At 69.9% G+C, this 15,593-nt stretch carries 14 protein-coding genes; 8 read left to right on the top strand and 6 right to left on the bottom strand.

The genetic code is table 11. The features are described 5' to 3' along the window. The first annotated feature begins 27 nt into the window (after positions 1–27). From ACFQ9K_RS05630 to ACFQ9K_RS05650, 5 genes are all read left to right on the top strand, one after another. A complete protein-coding gene (locus ACFQ9K_RS05630) occupies positions 28–555 on the top strand; it encodes a hypothetical protein (RefSeq protein WP_378719666.1) in 528 nt (175 codons plus the stop codon). After that, entirely contained in the window at positions 555–1,736 is a 1,182-nt protein-coding gene (locus ACFQ9K_RS05635) for a glutathionylspermidine synthase family protein (RefSeq protein WP_378719630.1), read from the top strand. The genes ACFQ9K_RS05630 and ACFQ9K_RS05635 overlap by 1 nt, the downstream gene beginning before the upstream one ends. Then, on the top strand, positions 1,736–2,191 hold the full coding sequence (locus ACFQ9K_RS05640; protein WP_378719629.1) for a DUF350 domain-containing protein: 456 nt from the start codon (positions 1,736–1,738) through the stop codon (positions 2,189–2,191). The genes ACFQ9K_RS05635 and ACFQ9K_RS05640 overlap by 1 nt, the downstream gene beginning before the upstream one ends. Before the next feature lie 137 nt (positions 2,192–2,328). After that, complete coding sequence (locus tag ACFQ9K_RS05645) at positions 2,329–2,706, top strand: type II toxin-antitoxin system RelE/ParE family toxin (RefSeq protein WP_378719627.1); 378 nt, start codon at positions 2,329–2,331, stop codon at positions 2,704–2,706. Beyond that, positions 2,703–3,023, top strand: a complete 321-nt coding sequence (locus ACFQ9K_RS05650; protein WP_378719625.1) for a helix-turn-helix domain-containing protein — start codon at positions 2,703–2,705, stop codon at positions 3,021–3,023. Before ACFQ9K_RS05645 ends, ACFQ9K_RS05650 begins: the two co-directional genes overlap by 4 nt. A 38-nt stretch (positions 3,024–3,061) precedes the next feature. Here ACFQ9K_RS05650 and ACFQ9K_RS05655 read toward each other — a convergent pair whose 3' ends face one another. The 3 genes from ACFQ9K_RS05655 to ACFQ9K_RS05665 form a co-directional block, all read right to left on the bottom strand. Further along, positions 3,062–4,261, bottom strand: a complete 1,200-nt coding sequence (locus tag ACFQ9K_RS05655; RefSeq protein WP_378719623.1) for a Cmx/CmrA family chloramphenicol efflux MFS transporter — start codon at positions 4,259–4,261, stop codon at positions 3,062–3,064. Between the two features lie 239 nt (positions 4,262–4,500). After that, entirely contained in the window at positions 4,501–5,121 is a 621-nt protein-coding gene (locus ACFQ9K_RS05660) for an MBL fold metallo-hydrolase (protein WP_378719621.1), read from the bottom strand. Continuing rightward, positions 5,118–6,203: an S-(hydroxymethyl)mycothiol dehydrogenase gene (locus ACFQ9K_RS05665; protein ID WP_378719619.1), complete on the bottom strand. Its 1,086-nt coding sequence runs from the start codon at positions 6,201–6,203 to the stop codon at positions 5,118–5,120. Before ACFQ9K_RS05665 ends, ACFQ9K_RS05660 begins: the two co-directional genes overlap by 4 nt. 198 nt (positions 6,204–6,401) lie before the next feature. Here ACFQ9K_RS05665 and ACFQ9K_RS05670 point away from each other — a divergent pair, with 198 nt between their 5' ends. Next, positions 6,402–6,827, top strand: a complete 426-nt coding sequence (locus ACFQ9K_RS05670) for a DUF1707 domain-containing protein (protein WP_378719617.1) — start codon at positions 6,402–6,404, stop codon at positions 6,825–6,827. Between the two features lie 22 nt (positions 6,828–6,849). Here the strand turns inward: ACFQ9K_RS05670 and ACFQ9K_RS05675 are convergent, their stop codons facing one another. Beyond that, positions 6,850–8,910, bottom strand: coding sequence for a hypothetical protein (locus ACFQ9K_RS05675; protein ID WP_378719616.1), 2,061 nt, complete (start codon positions 8,908–8,910; stop codon positions 6,850–6,852). Between the two features lie 489 nt (positions 8,911–9,399). On the opposite strand from ACFQ9K_RS05675, the gene smc reads away from it, so the two are divergent. Next, positions 9,400–13,020: a chromosome segregation protein SMC gene (gene smc, locus ACFQ9K_RS05680; protein WP_378719614.1), complete on the top strand. Its 3,621-nt coding sequence runs from the start codon at positions 9,400–9,402 to the stop codon at positions 13,018–13,020. A gap of 78 nt (positions 13,021–13,098) precedes the next feature. On the opposite strand, the gene ACFQ9K_RS05685 is transcribed toward smc, so the two are convergent. Continuing rightward, complete coding sequence (locus ACFQ9K_RS05685) at positions 13,099–14,025, bottom strand: NmrA family NAD(P)-binding protein (RefSeq protein ID WP_378719612.1); 927 nt, start codon at positions 14,023–14,025, stop codon at positions 13,099–13,101. Positions 14,026–14,130: 105 nt separating this feature from the next. Between ACFQ9K_RS05685 and ACFQ9K_RS05690 the strand changes: the two genes are divergently transcribed. Beyond that, a complete protein-coding gene (locus tag ACFQ9K_RS05690) occupies positions 14,131–14,904 on the top strand; it encodes a TetR/AcrR family transcriptional regulator (RefSeq protein WP_378719611.1) in 774 nt (257 codons plus the stop codon). A gap of 239 nt (positions 14,905–15,143) precedes the next feature. Here ACFQ9K_RS05690 and ACFQ9K_RS05695 read toward each other — a convergent pair whose 3' ends face one another. Next, positions 15,144–15,533, bottom strand: a complete 390-nt coding sequence (locus ACFQ9K_RS05695) for a DUF2237 family protein (RefSeq protein ID WP_040737431.1) — start codon at positions 15,531–15,533, stop codon at positions 15,144–15,146. Positions 15,534–15,593 lie beyond the last annotated feature (60 nt).

The following is a 15,593-nucleotide window of genomic DNA, read 5'->3' on the forward strand; positions in this document are numbered from 1 at the left end:
CAACCGGACCCGCCGCGGCGCGGCAGTGTGCAGCGGCAGGAGCCGGGCATCACCCAGCCGCGTCCGCCGACCGTCGCCGAGGCGCGGGCCAGGGACAAGGCACGCAAGCGCGCCGAGGAAGCGCAGCAGGCCGCCGCCGCGGCCGAGGTGGCGAAGAAACGCACACGCAAGCGGGTGATGATCGGCGGGGTCGCGATCGTCGGCGTCGCGGCGCTGGTCGGCGGCGGTTATCTCGCCTATCGGGCGATCAGCGCGCCGGACCGGGTCACCGCGTCGTGTGTGAAGACCGAGAACGGTCAGGACATCGTCGTCGACGACAGCTACTGCGGCGAAGGGCGGCGCGGCTTCGTCAGTGACGGCGGCATCAACCCCGGCCTGATCATCCTCGGCGGCGGACCGCAGTACCGCTACTACTACGGCGGCACCCCCACCATCGGCAAGCCGCCGACCGGCGGCACCACCGTGAAACCCAAGAGCGCGGAGATAAAGACGAAGAGCGGCACCACGATCCAGCGTGGCGGGCTCGGCAGCAAGAGCACCGGCGGAGGGTCCTAGTGCGGCGAGTGCGCAGTACGCCCCGGCCGGATTGGCAGCAGATCACCGAGAGCCAGGGCCTCGTCTACGGTGTGCCCGGCCGCGACGCCACGGGGCAGCCGCGTCCGTACTGGGACGAGTCGGTGTACTACGAGTTCGAGATGGACGAGATCCTCGCGCTCGAGGCCGATGTCGAGCTGCTGCATTCGATGTGCCTCAACGCCGTCGAGCATGTCGTGCTCACCGGTCGGTTCAAGGATTTCGGTCTGCCCGAATGGAGTTGGGGGCCGATCGCCGAATCCTGGCGGCGCAGTGACCCGCACGTCTACGGACGGTTCGACCTGCGCTACGACGCGCGTCGTCCGGCGAAACTCCTGGAGTACAACGCGGATACGCCGACCTCGCTGCTGGAGGCGGCAATCGTGCAGTGGCACTGGCTGACCGCGCTCTACCCGGGCGGCGACCAGTGGAATTCGTTGCACGAGAAGCTGGTCGAGCGCTGGACCGAGCTGCGTGACGTCCTGCCGACCGCGCAACTGCACTTCAGCTGGTCCGGCGCGGACGCCACCGGTGAGGACAACGTCACCACCGCCTACCTGCAGGAGACCGCGGCCGAGGCGGGGTTCGACACCATCGCGTTGCCGATCGAAGAGGTCGGATTCGACACGGAGCTGGAACGTTTCGTCGATCTGGCCGAGGCGCCGATCGAGGCCATCTTCAAGCTCTACCCGTGGGAGTGGGCGCTCGACGACGACTTCGGCAAGCGGGTCGTCGGCAGCCTGCCGCAGACCATGTGGATCGAACCGCTGTGGAAGACCTTGCTGAGCAACAAGGCGATCCTCGCCGTGCTGTGGGAGATGTACCCCGGACACCCGAATCTGTTGCCCGCGTACCTGGATCAGCCCAACGAGCTTACCGAATACATCCGCAAGCCGAAGCTCGGCCGCGAGGGCGCCAACATGACCATCGTCGGCGCAGGCCTGGAAACCGCCACCGGCGGCATCTACGGCGAAGAGGGCTACGTCTACCAATTGCTGGATCCGCTACCGGAATTCGACGACATGCGTCCCGTGCTCGGCGCCTGGATCGTCGGCGACACCGCCGCCGGACTCGGTATCCGGGAGACCGCCGGACTGATCACCGACGACGGCTCCGCCTTCGTCCCGCACCGCATCGCCCCCACCACCCCGGAAGGATCATGATGACCGCAGTCGCCCTCGAATCGGGGTACTGGAGCTCGCTCGGCGAGGGCGTGGGAGCGATCATCCTCTACGCTCTCATCGGTCTCGTGCTCATGCTCGTCGGGTTCTACGCCATCGACCTGACCACGCCGGGCAAGCTGCGCGGGCTGGTCGTCGCGGGCAAGCCCAACGCGATCATCGTCACCGCCGCGGGCATGATCAGCATGGCCTTCATCGTCGTGCTCGCCATCCTCGCGGTCGGTACCGGCGGCAAGCTCTCCGAGGGCCTCATCGCCGCCCTCGTCTTCGGCCTCGTCGGCATCATCGCCCAGGTCATCTCGGTCCGGGTCATCGAGAAAGCCCTCGGCATCGACATCGGCGCCGCCCTGCACGCCGACACCTACACCACCGAGGTCCTGGTGGTAGCCGCCGCCCACTTCGCCCTCGGCCTGGTAGTCGCCTTCGCGATCCTCTAGGCGCAACTCCTCGGCGGCGCCCGCCGCTGCTGGTCAGAGCTACTTGTCGGACCCACACCCTAACCTTCGACCGCATTCGCTCGAGCAATCCTTGTTAAGGAAATCCTTGATACGCGGACGTTGGGGAGGTACCGTCGATGAACGAGTGGGAGATCTTCATAACCGACGAGGTCGAGCAGTTTCTCGACGGGCTATGGCAGACCGACCGCGCAACGCACACGTTGGTGAACCAAGCGATTCTGTTGCTGGAACGAGCGGGGCCTGCCCAAGGGCGGCCGCTCGTGGACAGCATCGCCGGATCGCGGATCGCGAACATGAAGGAGCTGCGACCAGGGTCTGCGGGAAACAGCGAGATCCGCATTCTGTTCGCCTTCGACCCATGGCGATCGGCCATCATGCTGGTGGCGGGCGACAAGTCCGGCGCGTGGCGGCGATGGTATCGAGAGGCCATACCACGAGCCGAAAAGCTGTACGACGCTTATCTTTCCGAGCGAGCTGAGGAGTTGCACCGATGACCAGCTACCGTCGCTGGCGCGACAGCGGACATCTCGAACGCGCGATCGAGGGTGCCGGTGGGCCGGAAGAATTCGCGGCGGGCGTCGACCGCCTCGAAGACCGTGCCCGCGGCTGGCGGTTGGCGGAACTGCGTAAGCACCGCGGACTCAATCAGAAACAGGTCGCGGAGCAGATGGGTGTATCCGTGGCGCGAGTCTCGCAGATCGAGCAGGGCGAGGTATCCACGCGAGACGTGTTGGATCGGTACGTATCCGCGCTCGGTGGGGTGCTGAAGCTCGTCGCCGACTTCGGCGACGAGCAACTGCGTGTGGGTTGACCCGTGAGTTGTCCCATGTGGCACTCACGGGCACGTGGTCACTGGGTGTTGATACGGGAGCCGGGTTCCTGATCCAGTGAGTGTTCGGGGGTCCAGTGGCGGCGGGTGAGGGTGGTGATTGCGAGAGCGGTCGCCACTAAGACCGCGCTGGTCCATAGGGCGGATGCCGGGGTTCCGGTGGTGCTGATGGCCAGGCCTGCGAGGGCTGGGCCGATGGCGGCGCCGATGTTGAGGGCGGCGGTGGCGAAGGCGCCGCTGAGGTGCGGGGCGGTGGGGGTTGCCGCGGTGACTATGCGGCCGATCCAGGTGGAGCCGGTCGCGAAGGAGGCGGCGCCGACGAGGGTGGTCATGATCAGCAGGCCGGGCAGGGAGTGGGCGATCAGTGCTGTGCCGGCCCACATGATCGGCAGCGCAACGGCTCCGGCGCCGACGATGACGTGTGCGTGCTCGTCGGCGTAGCGGCCGGCGAGGGTGACGCCGAGGAATGATCCGATTCCGAAGAGTGCCAGCACTATTGGGGTCCAGGCCGGTGTGGCGCCGCTGACGTCGGTGGTGATCACGGCCAGGTAGGTGAAGGCGGCGAAGGTGGCCGCGTTCACGAAACCGCCGAGGATCAGCGCGACCCGCACGCGCGGCAGACCGAGTGCCCGCCACTCGGGCCAGAGGGGGCCGCGGACCGATCGCTGCCTCCGCGGCACCGGTCGAACCAGCAGCCGAGTACCGACCAGCGCGGGCACACTCACCCCGACGACGGCCCAGAACGCCGAGCGCCAGCCGAGGGTTTGACCGAGCAACGCCCCGGCCGGGACGCCTGCGATGCAGGCCAGGGTTACGCCGGACAGGATGATCGAGGTGGCGCGGCCGACGCGGTGCGCGCCCGCGAGGGTGGGTAGGGCGGCGAGGGCGACCGCGAGGAATCCGGCGTTGGCGATCGCGGCGACCACCCTGGTGGCGAGGAGGACCTCGAACGTCGAGGTGAGCGCGCCGACGACGTGCGCGGCCACGAACAGCGACAGGCATCCGGTCAGGGCGTGCCGGGTCGGCCAGCGGCCGGCGGTCATCGCCATCAGCGGGGCGCCGACGATCATTCCGACGGCGAAGAGTGAGGTCAGCAATCCCGCTGAACCGAGGGAGACGCCGACGTCCGCGGCGATGGGCTCGATCAGCCCGGACAGCATGAATTCCGAGGTGCCCTGGGCGAATACCGCCAGACCCAAGACGAAAATGACCACAGGCATACAAAGACTCCAGACTCTGTTCGACACCGAGCCACCCATCCGGCACAGCGGAGGGCGGCGGAGCTGATATCGCCCCGACCCGGGGCGACGCGCAGAGTCGAACGACCTGGCGGGCAGGTCGTTTCGCGAATGGCGAGGGAACGCCACCTGGTCGTTCGACAGGTGGCTAGAGTCTGGACGCCTCTGGAGAAGTCACGAGCGACACCTTAACAACGGCACCGCGGGTGACCGCAAGGGATTTAGTGGCCGCGCGCGATCCAGTCGGCGAGCGAGGGCTTTTCGGCGCCGATGGTCGTGGTGTCGCCGTGGCCGGTGTGCACGGTGGTCTCGTCGGGCAGGGTGAGCAGGCGGTCGCGGATGGATTCGATGATGGTGCCGAAGTCGGAGAAGGAGCGGCCGGTGGCGCCGGGGCCGCCGGAGAACAGGGTGTCGCCGGTGAACAGCGCGGCGGCCTCGGGCAGGTGCAGCGAGACCGAGCCGGGGGAGTGGCCTGGGGTGTGCAGGATGTCGATGTCGGTGCCGCCCATGGTGATTCGAGGAGTGTCGGCGAGCGAGCGGTAGTCGACGTCGGGGTGGGTCATCCGCCAGAGCGGATCGTCGGCGGGGTGCAGCAGGATCGGCGCGTCGAGGCGGGCGCTCAAGTCCGGTGCGACGGTGACGTGGTCGTTGTGCCCGTGGGTGCACAGGATCGCGACGACATTGCGGGCGCCGACCGCCTCGGCGATCGCGTCCGCGTCGTGCGCGGCATCGATGACGAGGACGTCCTGGTCGTCGCCGAGCAGCCAGACGTTGTTGTCGACGTCCCAGGTGCCGCCGTCGAGGCTGAAGGTGCCGGAGGTGACTACGCGCTCGATCTTCACCGGACCACCACCGAGCGGAGCACCTCGCCGGCCTGCATCGCGGCGAACGACGCTTCCACCTGATCGAGCGCGATACGTTCGGTGACAAAGCGTTCCAGCGGCAGGCGGCCCTGCAGGTGCAGGTCGACCAGCATCGGGAAATCACGTTCGGGCAGGCAGTCCCCATACCAGGAGGACTTCAGCGCACCACCGCGGGAGAACAGGTCGATCAGCGGCATCTCGATGGTCATGTCCGGCGTCGGGACGCCGACCAGGACCACGGTGCCGGCCAGGTCGCGGGCGTAGAACGCCTGCTTCCAGGTCTCCGGGCGGCCGACCGCCTCGATGACGACGTCGGCGCCGAAGCCGTCGGTGTACTCCTGGATCCGCTCGACCACGTCCTCGGTGCTCGCGTCGACGGTGTGGGTCGCGCCGAAGTCCTTGGCCCAGTTCAGCTTCCGGGCGTCGCGATCGACCGCGATGATGGTCTTCGCGCCGGCCAGCCGCGCGCCGGCGATCGCGGCGTCGCCGACGCCGCCGCACCCGAGCACCGCGACGGTATCGCCGCGGGACACGTTGCCGGTGTTCAGCGCCGCGCCGATGCCCGCCATCACGCCGCAGCCGAGCAGCCCGGCCACCGCGGGATCGGCGGCGGGATCGACCTTGGTGCACTGTCCCTCGTGCACCAGCGTCTTGTCCACGAAGGCGCCGATGCCGAGCGCCGGGCTCAGTTCGGTGCCGTCGGTGAGCGTCATCTTCTTGCTCGCGTTGTGGCTCGCGAAGCAGTACCAGGGCCGGCCGCGCTTACACGCGCGGCATTCGCCGCACACGGCCCGCCAGTTCAGCACCACGAAGTCGCCCACCGCGACGTGCGTGACCGCGTCGCCGACGGTCTCCACGATGCCCGCGGCCTCGTGTCCGAGCAGGAACGGGAACTCGTCGTTGATGCCGCCCTCGCGGTAGTGCAGGTCGGTGTGGCAGACGCCGCAGGCCTGCACCCGCACGATCACGTCGTACGCGCCGGGATCGGGAATCACCACGTCGACGATCTCGACCGGCGCACCCTTGCTACGGGCGATGACACCGCGCACGGTTTCCGACACCTATGCCTCCTAGGAGATTTCGTCGACGCGGATCCGGAGCGCCCGCGAGCTGAGCACCGTCCATACTGCCGCGCCCGGGGTGCCGACACCAGCGCCGGGTCACCTCGGCCGGTCGAGGGATTGACATTCCACAATGGGAGGTGCATTCTTGGTTCATATTCCACTATGGAGGGTGGAACCGTCGACAAGGAACTTCGGATGGAAATCTCGACCGGTACCCGCGCCTCGAACGCCGAACGGGAGAAGGTGGTGCGCCTGCTCGCCCGGCACATGGAGGATGGGCGAATCGACCTCGCCGAATACGATCAGCGCACCGCTCAGGTGTACGCGACGACCACGACCGACGATCTGCAGCTGGTGCTCGCGGATCTGCCCAAGCTGCCGAAAGAGCCTGCCGGTAAGGCTGATTCGCGGTCGCGCATCCCGATCTGGCAGAAGATCGAGGGCACGAGCTGGCTCGGGGTGAGCGCGCTCGTCCTGCTCATCTGGGGTGCGATCTCGCTGAGCGTCGGCGAGTTCACCTATCCGTGGCCGATCTGGGTGATCGGGCCGTGGGGCGCGGTGCTGGTGTTCCGGATGCTGACCGGGTTCGAATCCGGTAGGTACTCACGCCACCTGGGCTGAGCGTGCCCTGGCCGGCGCCGGTTTACGGCCAGGGCGGCGTGGCGCTGTGCGACGACGCGTGCCGCCCCGAGCCGGTCGGATCCGGCGGCGGGCTCGATCGAGGGCGGCGGCGGGCGGGCGGGTTGTACTCGTCCGGCTCGTCGTCCCACGATCGGGTGTAGTCGTCGCGCTGCCTCGGCGGAGGAGGCGCCTGCCGCTGGCGCGGCATGGACCGCTCGGGCCAGGACGGCCCGGCGGTCGGTTCGGGTCGCTGCCGGGGCGGTGAAAGTCGTTCGAGCCGGCTCGCTTCCGGGTAATCGTGCGGCACGGCCGAACTGCCCCTGCGCTGGCGCGGCAGATCGGGATCGCCGAGGTACGAATTATTGTGCGGCGGTGTGGTTTCCCGGCGAGACGGCGGCGGCTCCGGCGAGCGCTGCTCCAGTTGCGCCTGGATGGCGTCGAGCCGCTGGCGGCGCGCCCACACCTCCGCCGGATCCTCCTGGGGCGCCGGTGCGAACTCGTCGTGGCCCGGTCGCTCGGCGGCCGCAGACCGTCGGCGCCGCTCGAGCGGGGGTCGTGCGTTGTCGTCCCGGACCGGCCAGTGCGGAGCGGGCTCCGCGTAGTGCGGTGCCGGATCGTGCTCCCACTGCGGCCGCGCCGGTTCCGGGTAGGCCGGTCGAGCGGCCCCGAAGTCTTCATACGATGACCGCGCCGGGGCGTAGTCCTGCGGTGCGCGTCCGGACTCCGGCACATCGCGGGGTGCCCAGGCGGGTGCGGGCTCGTCGTAGGGGGACCGGGTGGCCGCGACACTGTCCGCCGACGAACGCGCCGGTTCTGCGGAAGGCCACTGCACGCGTGCGGATTCCAGATCCACGATCGGTGTCCGCGAGAGTTCGGAGTCCGCGTATCCCGAGGGCGCGATCGGACCTCGTACCGGGCGTTGCTGTTCGGCATCCTCGTAGCCGGACCTGATCGGTTCGGCGTCGGTGCGGCGGAATCGGGAGGGCGCGACCGAATCTCGCTCTGCGGGTGCCGGTTCCGGCTCGTCGTAGCGGAATCGGCGCGAGAGCGGATCTCGCTGTGCGGGTGCCGGTTCCGCGTCGTCGTATCCGGACCGGCGCGACCGGGAATCCCGGCGCGAGCGCGCTGGTTCCGGCTCGTCGTAAGACGACTGCGCTGGTACGGGATCCGAGTGCCGGGACCGGCCCGAGGGTGCCGGATCCCGCCGCGAACGCGCGGGTACGGCCGGGATGGGTGACGACTCCTCGTCCCGGGTTTCGGCATCGCGCAGTTCGCGCCGGGAGCGCTTGGACGGCAGTTCGTTTCGGCGTGACCGGGCCGAAAGCGGTTCCGCGCGCCGGGGTGTCGGGCGGGGGAGGCCGGGGCGCAGGACCGGGATTTCGCGGGTCTGCTGGGTGGCGCTGACGCCCTTCTCCCGATAGGTCGCGGGGATGTCGTGGGCGCGCAGCCAGGCGCCCGGGTCGTGGCGTCCGTGCCGATCCAGCTGCGGGACAACCGCTTCGAGCAGGTCGAGAATCTCGCCCTCGTCGTCGCCGAGCGCTTCGCGGATCGCGGGGAAGGTATCGGGATGGAAGACCCACATCCATTCGTAGGCGGGGTAGGTGCCGCCGAGATCGTGGCCGTGGAAGATCAGGTCGCCGGAGCGGGCGATCTTCGCGCGCATCGACCAGCCCTCGGACTCGACCAGGAACTCCCGTACCGCACCGCGATCGGCCGCGGGTTCGTCGTCGGCGCCGAGCAGATTGGACATCCACCGGCTCTTGCGTACCAGGTCGAGGGCCTGCCCGGCGCGGTCCCGGCGAGCGACCGGGCGGACCTCTTCGGCCCGCCGCGAGCGAACCGGCGCGCGCTCCGGCTCGTCGTCCTCGTCGTGACCGGGATAGTCGATCAGTCTGACCTCGAACCAGGCCACCCCGAGCCCGGCGGCCAACAACCCGCCCGCGATCGCGACCTCGACCCACTTGTCCGCGAGCATCGCGCTCTTGCTGTTCTCACACGCGTAGAGAAACAACAGACTGCCGCCGACGAGCGCCGCGATTCGGGCAAGCCGGAACGCCGTGTAGGTCCCGGCTGGGGCTGGCATCCTGTGGCGCTCCAAACATTCCCGCTGGCGAATCAGCATGGATCGTATGCGGCGACGTCGCCGGGCGGCAGGGCGTGCGGCGAGTCCGTCGTTCTGTTGGTGTAACGGTTCCGTTGAGGTCGATGAAGATGCCCGCGTTCGTTACCTGCGAGCATCTGCCCGTCCTGTCCGGGCGCGCTGCCGTCCTGCATGTGGTGGGCGCGTCGGTCGCGGCACCGGGGCCGGTGCGGTAGACACTGAGTACGCGTCCGGCAAACGTCGGGCACATCGAAATACCCGGGATTGCGGGATGACTCGATAACCTACGTGTGTCGCCGAACCACCGCGTGGTCACGGGGGTCCGTCCCGCGTCGGGGGTATTCGACCCGCGACGGATACCATGGCTGGTCGCCCGCGTCTGCTGACCAGGCAGAACCTGAGCGGTGTGCGCGATGGGCAGCTTGCCGGACCGACGAAGGCCGCCAATCGGAAACGGAAAGGTCGTCGAACTTGCATCTCAAGAGCCTGACGTTGAAGGGCTTCAAGTCCTTCGCGTCCGCGACGACGCTGCGGTTGGAGCCGGGTATCACCTGTGTGGTCGGTCCGAACGGATCCGGCAAGTCCAACGTGGTGGACGCGCTGACCTGGGTCATGGGCGAGCAGGGCGCGAAGGCGTTGCGCGGCGGCAAGATGCAGGACGTGATCTTCGCGGGCACCGCGGGCCGGGCCCCGCTCGGCCGCGCCGAGGTCACCCTCACCATCGACAACTCCGACGGCGCGCTGCCGATCGACTACGCCGAGGTGTCCATCACCCGCCGGATGTTCCGCGACGGTGCGGGCGAGTACGAGATCAACGGCAGCACCTGCCGCCTGATGGACGTGCAGGAGCTGCTCAGCGACTCCGGCATCGGCCGCGAGATGCACGTCATCGTCGGGCAGGGGCAGCTCTCGGCCATTCTGGAATCGCGCCCGGAGGATCGGCGCGCGTTCATCGAAGAGGCCGCTGGCGTGCTCAAACACCGCAAGCGCAAAGAGAAGGCGGTGCGCAAGCTCGAGGCCATGCAGGCCAACCTGGCCCGCCTCACCGACCTCACCACCGAGCTGCGCCGCCAGCTCAAGCCGCTGGGCAGGCAGGCCGAGGTGGCTCGCCGCGCGCAGACCGTGCAGGCCGACCTGCGCGACGCGCGCATGCGCCTGGCCGCCGACGATCTGGTGACCCGGCGCGGCGAGCTGGAGAGCCAGCAGAGCAAGGAGGCCTACGCCCGCGAGCAGCACATCAACGTGCAGAGCGAACTCGACGCCGCCAATGCCGCACTGGCGCAGCAGGAATTCCAGCTGTCCCGGCTGACCCCCAGCGCCGAGGCCGCCGCGCAGATCTGGTTCCAGCTCTCCGCGCTGGCCGAGCGGGTCAACGCGACCATCCGCATCGCCCAGGACCGGGCCCGGCATCTGGACACCGAGACCCCGGTCGGCAGCGGGCGCGACCCGGAGCAGCTGGAGGCCGAGGCCGAGCGGGTGGAGGCCGAGGAGGCCGAGCTGCGCGAGGCGGTCGAGATCGCGACCGAGACGCTCGAGGCCGCGCGCGACGCGCTCGCTGAACGCGAGCACTCCGCCAAAGCCGCCGAGCAGGCGCACCTGGCTGCCGTGCGGGCGATCGCGGACCGCCGCGAAGGCGTGGCACGGCTGGTCGGCAAGGTCGACACGCTGCGCACCCGGGCCCAGTCCTACGACGGCGAGATCGCCAGGCTCACCACCTCGATCGCCGACGCGCGGCAGCGCGGCGACGCGGCACAGGCCGAATTCGACACGGTGCAGACCGAACTCAGCGAGCTGGACGCCGGCGAGGCGGGCCTGGACGCACAGCACGAGCACGCGGTGCAGGCGCTGGCGCTGGCCGACCAGCGCGTGACCGAGCTGCGCGAGCAGGACCGCGAGGCGAGCAAGCGGGTCGCGTCGCTGTCGGCGCGGATCGAGGCGCTCGGCATGGGCCTGGCCCGCCGCGACGGCGCCGCCTGGCTGGTCGAGCATCGGTCCCAGGGTCTGCTCGGCCCGCTGTCCGGACTGTTGCGCGTGCACGGCGGATTCGAGGCGGCCGTCGCCGCGGCGCTCGGCCCGCTCGCCGATGCCGTCGCGGCCGACACCGGCGAATCGGCACACGACGCCATCCGCGCGTTGAAGGACGCCGACGGCGGACGTGCCGCGCTGGTCTTCGGCGCCGACGGCGGCAGCCGTCCGCAACTCGGACCCCTGCCGGGCGCCGCGCGCTGGCTGACCGACGTGGTCGAGTGCCCGGACACCGTGCGCGCCGCGATCACGGCACTCACCGCGGGCATCGCCGTGGTCGACGACCTGGCCGCCGCCCGGGCCGTAGTGGCCGCCCGGCCGGACCTCCGGGTGGTCACCCGCGACGGCGACCTCACCGGATCCGGTTGGCTGCTCGGCGGATCCGACCGCGCGCCGAGTCAGCTGGAGATCCAGGCCGATATCGACAACGCCAAGTCCGAGCTGGTCGCGGCGCAGCGCCGGGCCGAGGAGCTGGAGGCGGCGCTGTCCGGCGCGCTGGCCGAACAGACCGATCGCAAGGACGCCGTCGACCAGGCGCTGCTCGCGCTGCACGAATCCGACCAGTCGCTGGTCGCCATCTACGACCGGCTCGGCCGGCTCGGCCACACCGCCCGCACCGCACAGGCCGACAGCGAGCGCCTGCTGGCCCAGCGCACGGAGGCCGAGGCGAGCCGCGAGGAAGCGCTCACCTCGCTGGCCGAGATCGAGGACCGGCTGCGCAACGCCGAACTCGAACAGTCCGAGATCGACTCCGACGGCACCTCCGCCGGTACCGAGACGGCGGGCCGCGAGCGCGAGGAGGCGGCCGCCGCGCTGGCCGAGGCGCGCTCGATGGAGGTGGAGGCGCGGCTGTCCGTGCGCACCGCCGAGGAGCGCGCGGAATCGGTTCGCGGCAAGGCGGATTCGCTGCGCCGGGCCGCCCGCGCCGAACGCGAGACCCGGGCCCGCGCGGAACGCGCGCAGGCGTCGCGCAAGAAGGCCGCCGAGGTCGCCGCGGCCGTGGCCGAATCCGGCGCGCGCGTCGCCGCCGAGCTGGAAAAGGTGGTCGCCGAGGCGGGTACCCGCCGCGACGACCTGGTCCGCAGGCGCGGCGAGGCCGCCGCTCAGGTCGAGCAGGTCAAGGAGCGGGTGCGCGCGCTGTCCACCCAGCTGGCCCAGCTCACCGACGCGGTGCACCGCGACGAGGTGGCGAAAGCCCAAGCGGCACTGCGCATCGAGCAGCTGGAGACGACCATCTCCGAGCAGTTCGGCATCGCGCTCAACGACCTGATCGCCGAGTACGGTCCCGACGTGCCGCTGCCGCCGACCGACCTGGAATGGCAGGAGTACGAGCAGGCGAAGGAGCGCGGCGAACAGGTCACCGCGCCCGCGCCGATGCCCTACGACCGGGCCACCCAGGAACGCCGCGCCAAACGCGCCGAGAAGGACCTGACCACCCTCGGCAAGGTGAATCCGCTTGCGCTGGAGGAGTTCGCGGCGCTCGAGGAGCGCTACAACTTCCTGGCCACCCAGCTCGAGGACGTCAAGAGCGCGCGCAAGGACCTGCTGGAGGTGGTCGCCGAGGTGGACGCCCGGATCCTGCAGGTGTTCACCGAGGCGTGGGAGGATGTGGAGCGCGAATTCGTCGGCGTCTTCGCGAAGCTGTTCCCCGGTGGCGAGGGCCGCCTGATCCTCACCGACCCGTCCGACATGCTCACCACCGGCATCGAGGTGGAGGCCAGGCCGCCGGGCAAGAAGGTCAAGCGGCTCTCGCTGCTGTCCGGTGGCGAGAAGTCGCTCACCGCGGTGGCCCTGCTGGTCGCCATCTTCCGGGCCCGCCCGTCCCCGTTCTACGTGATGGACGAGGTGGAGGCCGCGCTGGACGACACCAACCTGCGCCGCCTGATCGGCCTGTTCGAGCAGCTGCGGGAGAAGAGCCAGCTGATCGTCATCACCCACCAGAAGCCGACCATGGAGATCGCCGACGCCCTCTACGGCGTCAGCATGCGCGGCGACGGCATCACCCAGGTCATCTCCCAGCGCCTGCGCGGACAGAATGTCGCCCCGGTAGGCGCCGCCGCCAGCTGACCCGCATCGGTCAGCTCGCCGCCGCACGCCTGGTGACTTCCCGCACCGAGAACCGCATGCGAAATCCGGTGCGGGAGATCAAGAGTGGTGCGGGGTCGGAACCGGGGCACGGTCCAGCAGCGACTTGATCTGCGCGGCACCGGTTTCGGCCAGCCAGGTGTCGAAGGTGCGCAGGCCGGGGTGGATGTCGCGGACGGCCGCGATGTCGGCGCGCCAGCCTCCGGTTGCCCGCATCAGCCGCCAGGCCTGGGCGATCGCGTCGCCGAGTGCGGCGGCGGCCGCCTCGTCGAGTTCCTGATAGCGGATTGGATGGCCGGTGGCCCTGCTGATCGCCGCGGCGGCGGCCGGTGGCGTCGGCGCGTCGCCCGCGAGTTCGAGGGTCTTGCCGTGCCAGCGATCCGGGTCGGCGAAGGCGAGGGCCGCGATGTCGGCGATGTCGGCCAGCGCAATGACTTTCATCGGCCGATCGGCGGGGAACAGGTGCCGGTGCACCCCGTCCACGATGCCGTCGACCGGGAGGCCGCGCATCAGATAGTTCTCCATGAAGCGCACCGGGCGCAGCAGGGTGTAGCGGGCGCCGCTGGCCGCGACCGCCGCTTCGATGCGATGCTTGCCGCCCGCGCCCCAGGTGTGGTCGTCGCCGTGGAACGAGGCGATGCCGGTGAACACGATCTGCTCGACGCCGGCCGCGCGGGCCGCGTCGACGAGCGCGATGCCGCGCCGCGCTTCGAGGTCGACGTCCCAGCCCCGCGGGCCGTGTGCGGCCGGCGGCACCGCGAAAAGCGCTGTGGCACCGGCTAGTGCGGCGGGCAGGGTGGCGGGGGCGTCGAAGTCGCCGACCGCGAGTTCCGCGCCTGCCGCGGCCAAGGCCCTGGCGGCGGGTGCGTGCGGATCACGGACCAGCGCCCGCACCGCCCGGCCATCGGCCAGCAGTCTGCGCGCGGTCGCGCCGCCCTGCTGGCCGGTCGCGCCGGTGACGAGAACGAGGTTGTGCTGAGGGGACATGCGTGCCTTCTCTGTCGATAGAATCGGGTCGAGCGACCCGTATTTCGGACCATACGGGCGCGTCGACCCGGTTCACCAGGTCGGGAACCCGGGAGGCGTAACGAAATGACCGCAGCAGTCGGCGCCGCGCCGAACACCGCGGCCAGGGCCGATGCCCGGCGCAATCGCGCACTGGTGCTGGCCGCCGCCCAGCGGGCGTTCGCCGAGCACGGGCCGTCGGTGTCGCTGGCCGAGGTGGCGCGCCGGGCCGGGGTCGGCGCCGGCACCGTCTATCGGCACTTCCCCACCAAATTCGATCTGCTGGAAGCGGTGCTGCAGCAGCGCGTCGATCGGCTGGCCAGGCTGGCCGCCGACCATCTCGGCGCGCCGGATCCCGGTGCCGCGTTCTTCGACTTCTGCACCGAGGTGGTGGCGTCGACGCCGGGCAACGAGGCGCTGTGCGAGCTGATGCAGTCCGACGACGGCTGGCCGCGCGCCCTGCTGATGAGCGCGGGTGCGCGGTTCCACAAGGCCCTGGGTGGACTGCTGCTCGCCGCACAGCGGCAGGGAACGGTGCGCGCGGACATCGAAGTGGCCGATGTGCTGGCGATATTCACCGGATGCGTGGCGATCCAACGGCTTCAGCGGTCGACGGGGCGCATCGATCGCACGGCCGCGATCGTCCTCGACGCTATGCGCGCCACACCGGGCGTTACGAATCGCGCCGTCGACCCCGATGCGCGTAACGAATTATCGAACCGTAACGAAACCGGCGAACATCGATGCCCCGTGTGCGACGCGTCGGTTCAGCACACCGGAACCGGTCGCCGCGCGCGCTACTGCTCGTCGGCTTGCCGGCAGAAGGCGCACCGGCAGCGAGTAGCTGCCCGGCGATCGTGATCGACGGAGACCCGGCGGCGGAGTCGCATGCGGTTCGATGCCGTGGGTTTCGCCGCAGCGTTGCCTCGCCCTTCGCCCGGGTGATGCTTCCAGCGGGCGGGGAGTGATCTGAATCGCAGTGGGCGAGGGCGAGATCGAATGGCGCAAAAGCGCCGTGGAACGAAACCGGACGAGGCCGGGGACGGGTCCGGTCGGCAGCCGCGGCGGATGGCGCGGGCTGCCGCCGGCGATGGGCGGTTCTACAGCAGGTCACTCACGTCATTGGGCACGTCCACGGCGTATTTGCGCAGGATGTCCATCGAGATCACTTCCAGGGCGTTTTCGTGCGTTGCGGCCAGCACCACGGGTGCGGCGACACCGTCCTCATGCGCATGCAGCCAACGCACGGCCACCACGCACCACCGGTCTCCTGGTTGTAGGCCCGGAAAGTTGTTCTCCGGGCGCGGCGTACTCAGATCGTTGCCGATGGACGCCTGGTGTTCCAGGAATTCGGCCGTGACGACGGTGCACACGGTGTGGCTACCGAGATCCTCCGGCCCGGTGCTGCAGCAGCCGTCCCGGTAGAAGCCGGTGAGAGGATCGGTGCCGCACTCTTCCAGCGGCCCCCCAAGCACGTTTCGATCGGTCACGTCGCCGATACTATTGCCACCTCGCGAGAAGTTCCGCAGGACAAGAAATCTCGGGGGTTG

Origin of the sequence: Nocardia sp. NPDC056564, assembly GCF_042793755.1 — a bacterium.
Taxonomy (GTDB): Bacteria; Actinomycetota; Actinomycetes; order Mycobacteriales; family Mycobacteriaceae; genus Nocardia.

What these genes read in the sequence shown, in the direction of transcription:
- ACFQ9K_RS05640 (WP_378719629.1), top strand. Translation starts at nt 1,736, where the DNA reads ATGACCGCAGTCGCCCTCGAATCGGGGTACTGGAGCTCGCTCGGCGAG.
- ACFQ9K_RS05645 (WP_378719627.1), top strand. Translation starts at nt 2,329, where the DNA reads ATGAACGAGTGGGAGATCTTCATAACCGACGAGGTCGAGCAGTTTCTC.
- ACFQ9K_RS05650 (WP_378719625.1), top strand. Translation starts at nt 2,703, where the DNA reads ATGACCAGCTACCGTCGCTGGCGCGACAGCGGACATCTCGAACGCGCG.
- ACFQ9K_RS05655 (WP_378719623.1), bottom strand. Translation starts at nt 4,261, where the DNA reads ATGCCTGTGGTCATTTTCGTCTTGGGTCTGGCGGTATTCGCCCAGGGC.
- ACFQ9K_RS05670 (WP_378719617.1), top strand. Translation starts at nt 6,402, where the DNA reads ATGGAAATCTCGACCGGTACCCGCGCCTCGAACGCCGAACGGGAGAAG.
- ACFQ9K_RS05675 (WP_378719616.1), bottom strand. Translation starts at nt 8,910, where the DNA reads ATGCCAGCCCCAGCCGGGACCTACACGGCGTTCCGGCTTGCCCGAATC.
- ACFQ9K_RS05685 (WP_378719612.1), bottom strand. Translation starts at nt 14,025, where the DNA reads ATGTCCCCTCAGCACAACCTCGTTCTCGTCACCGGCGCGACCGGCCAG.
- ACFQ9K_RS05690 (WP_378719611.1), top strand. Translation starts at nt 14,131, where the DNA reads ATGACCGCAGCAGTCGGCGCCGCGCCGAACACCGCGGCCAGGGCCGAT.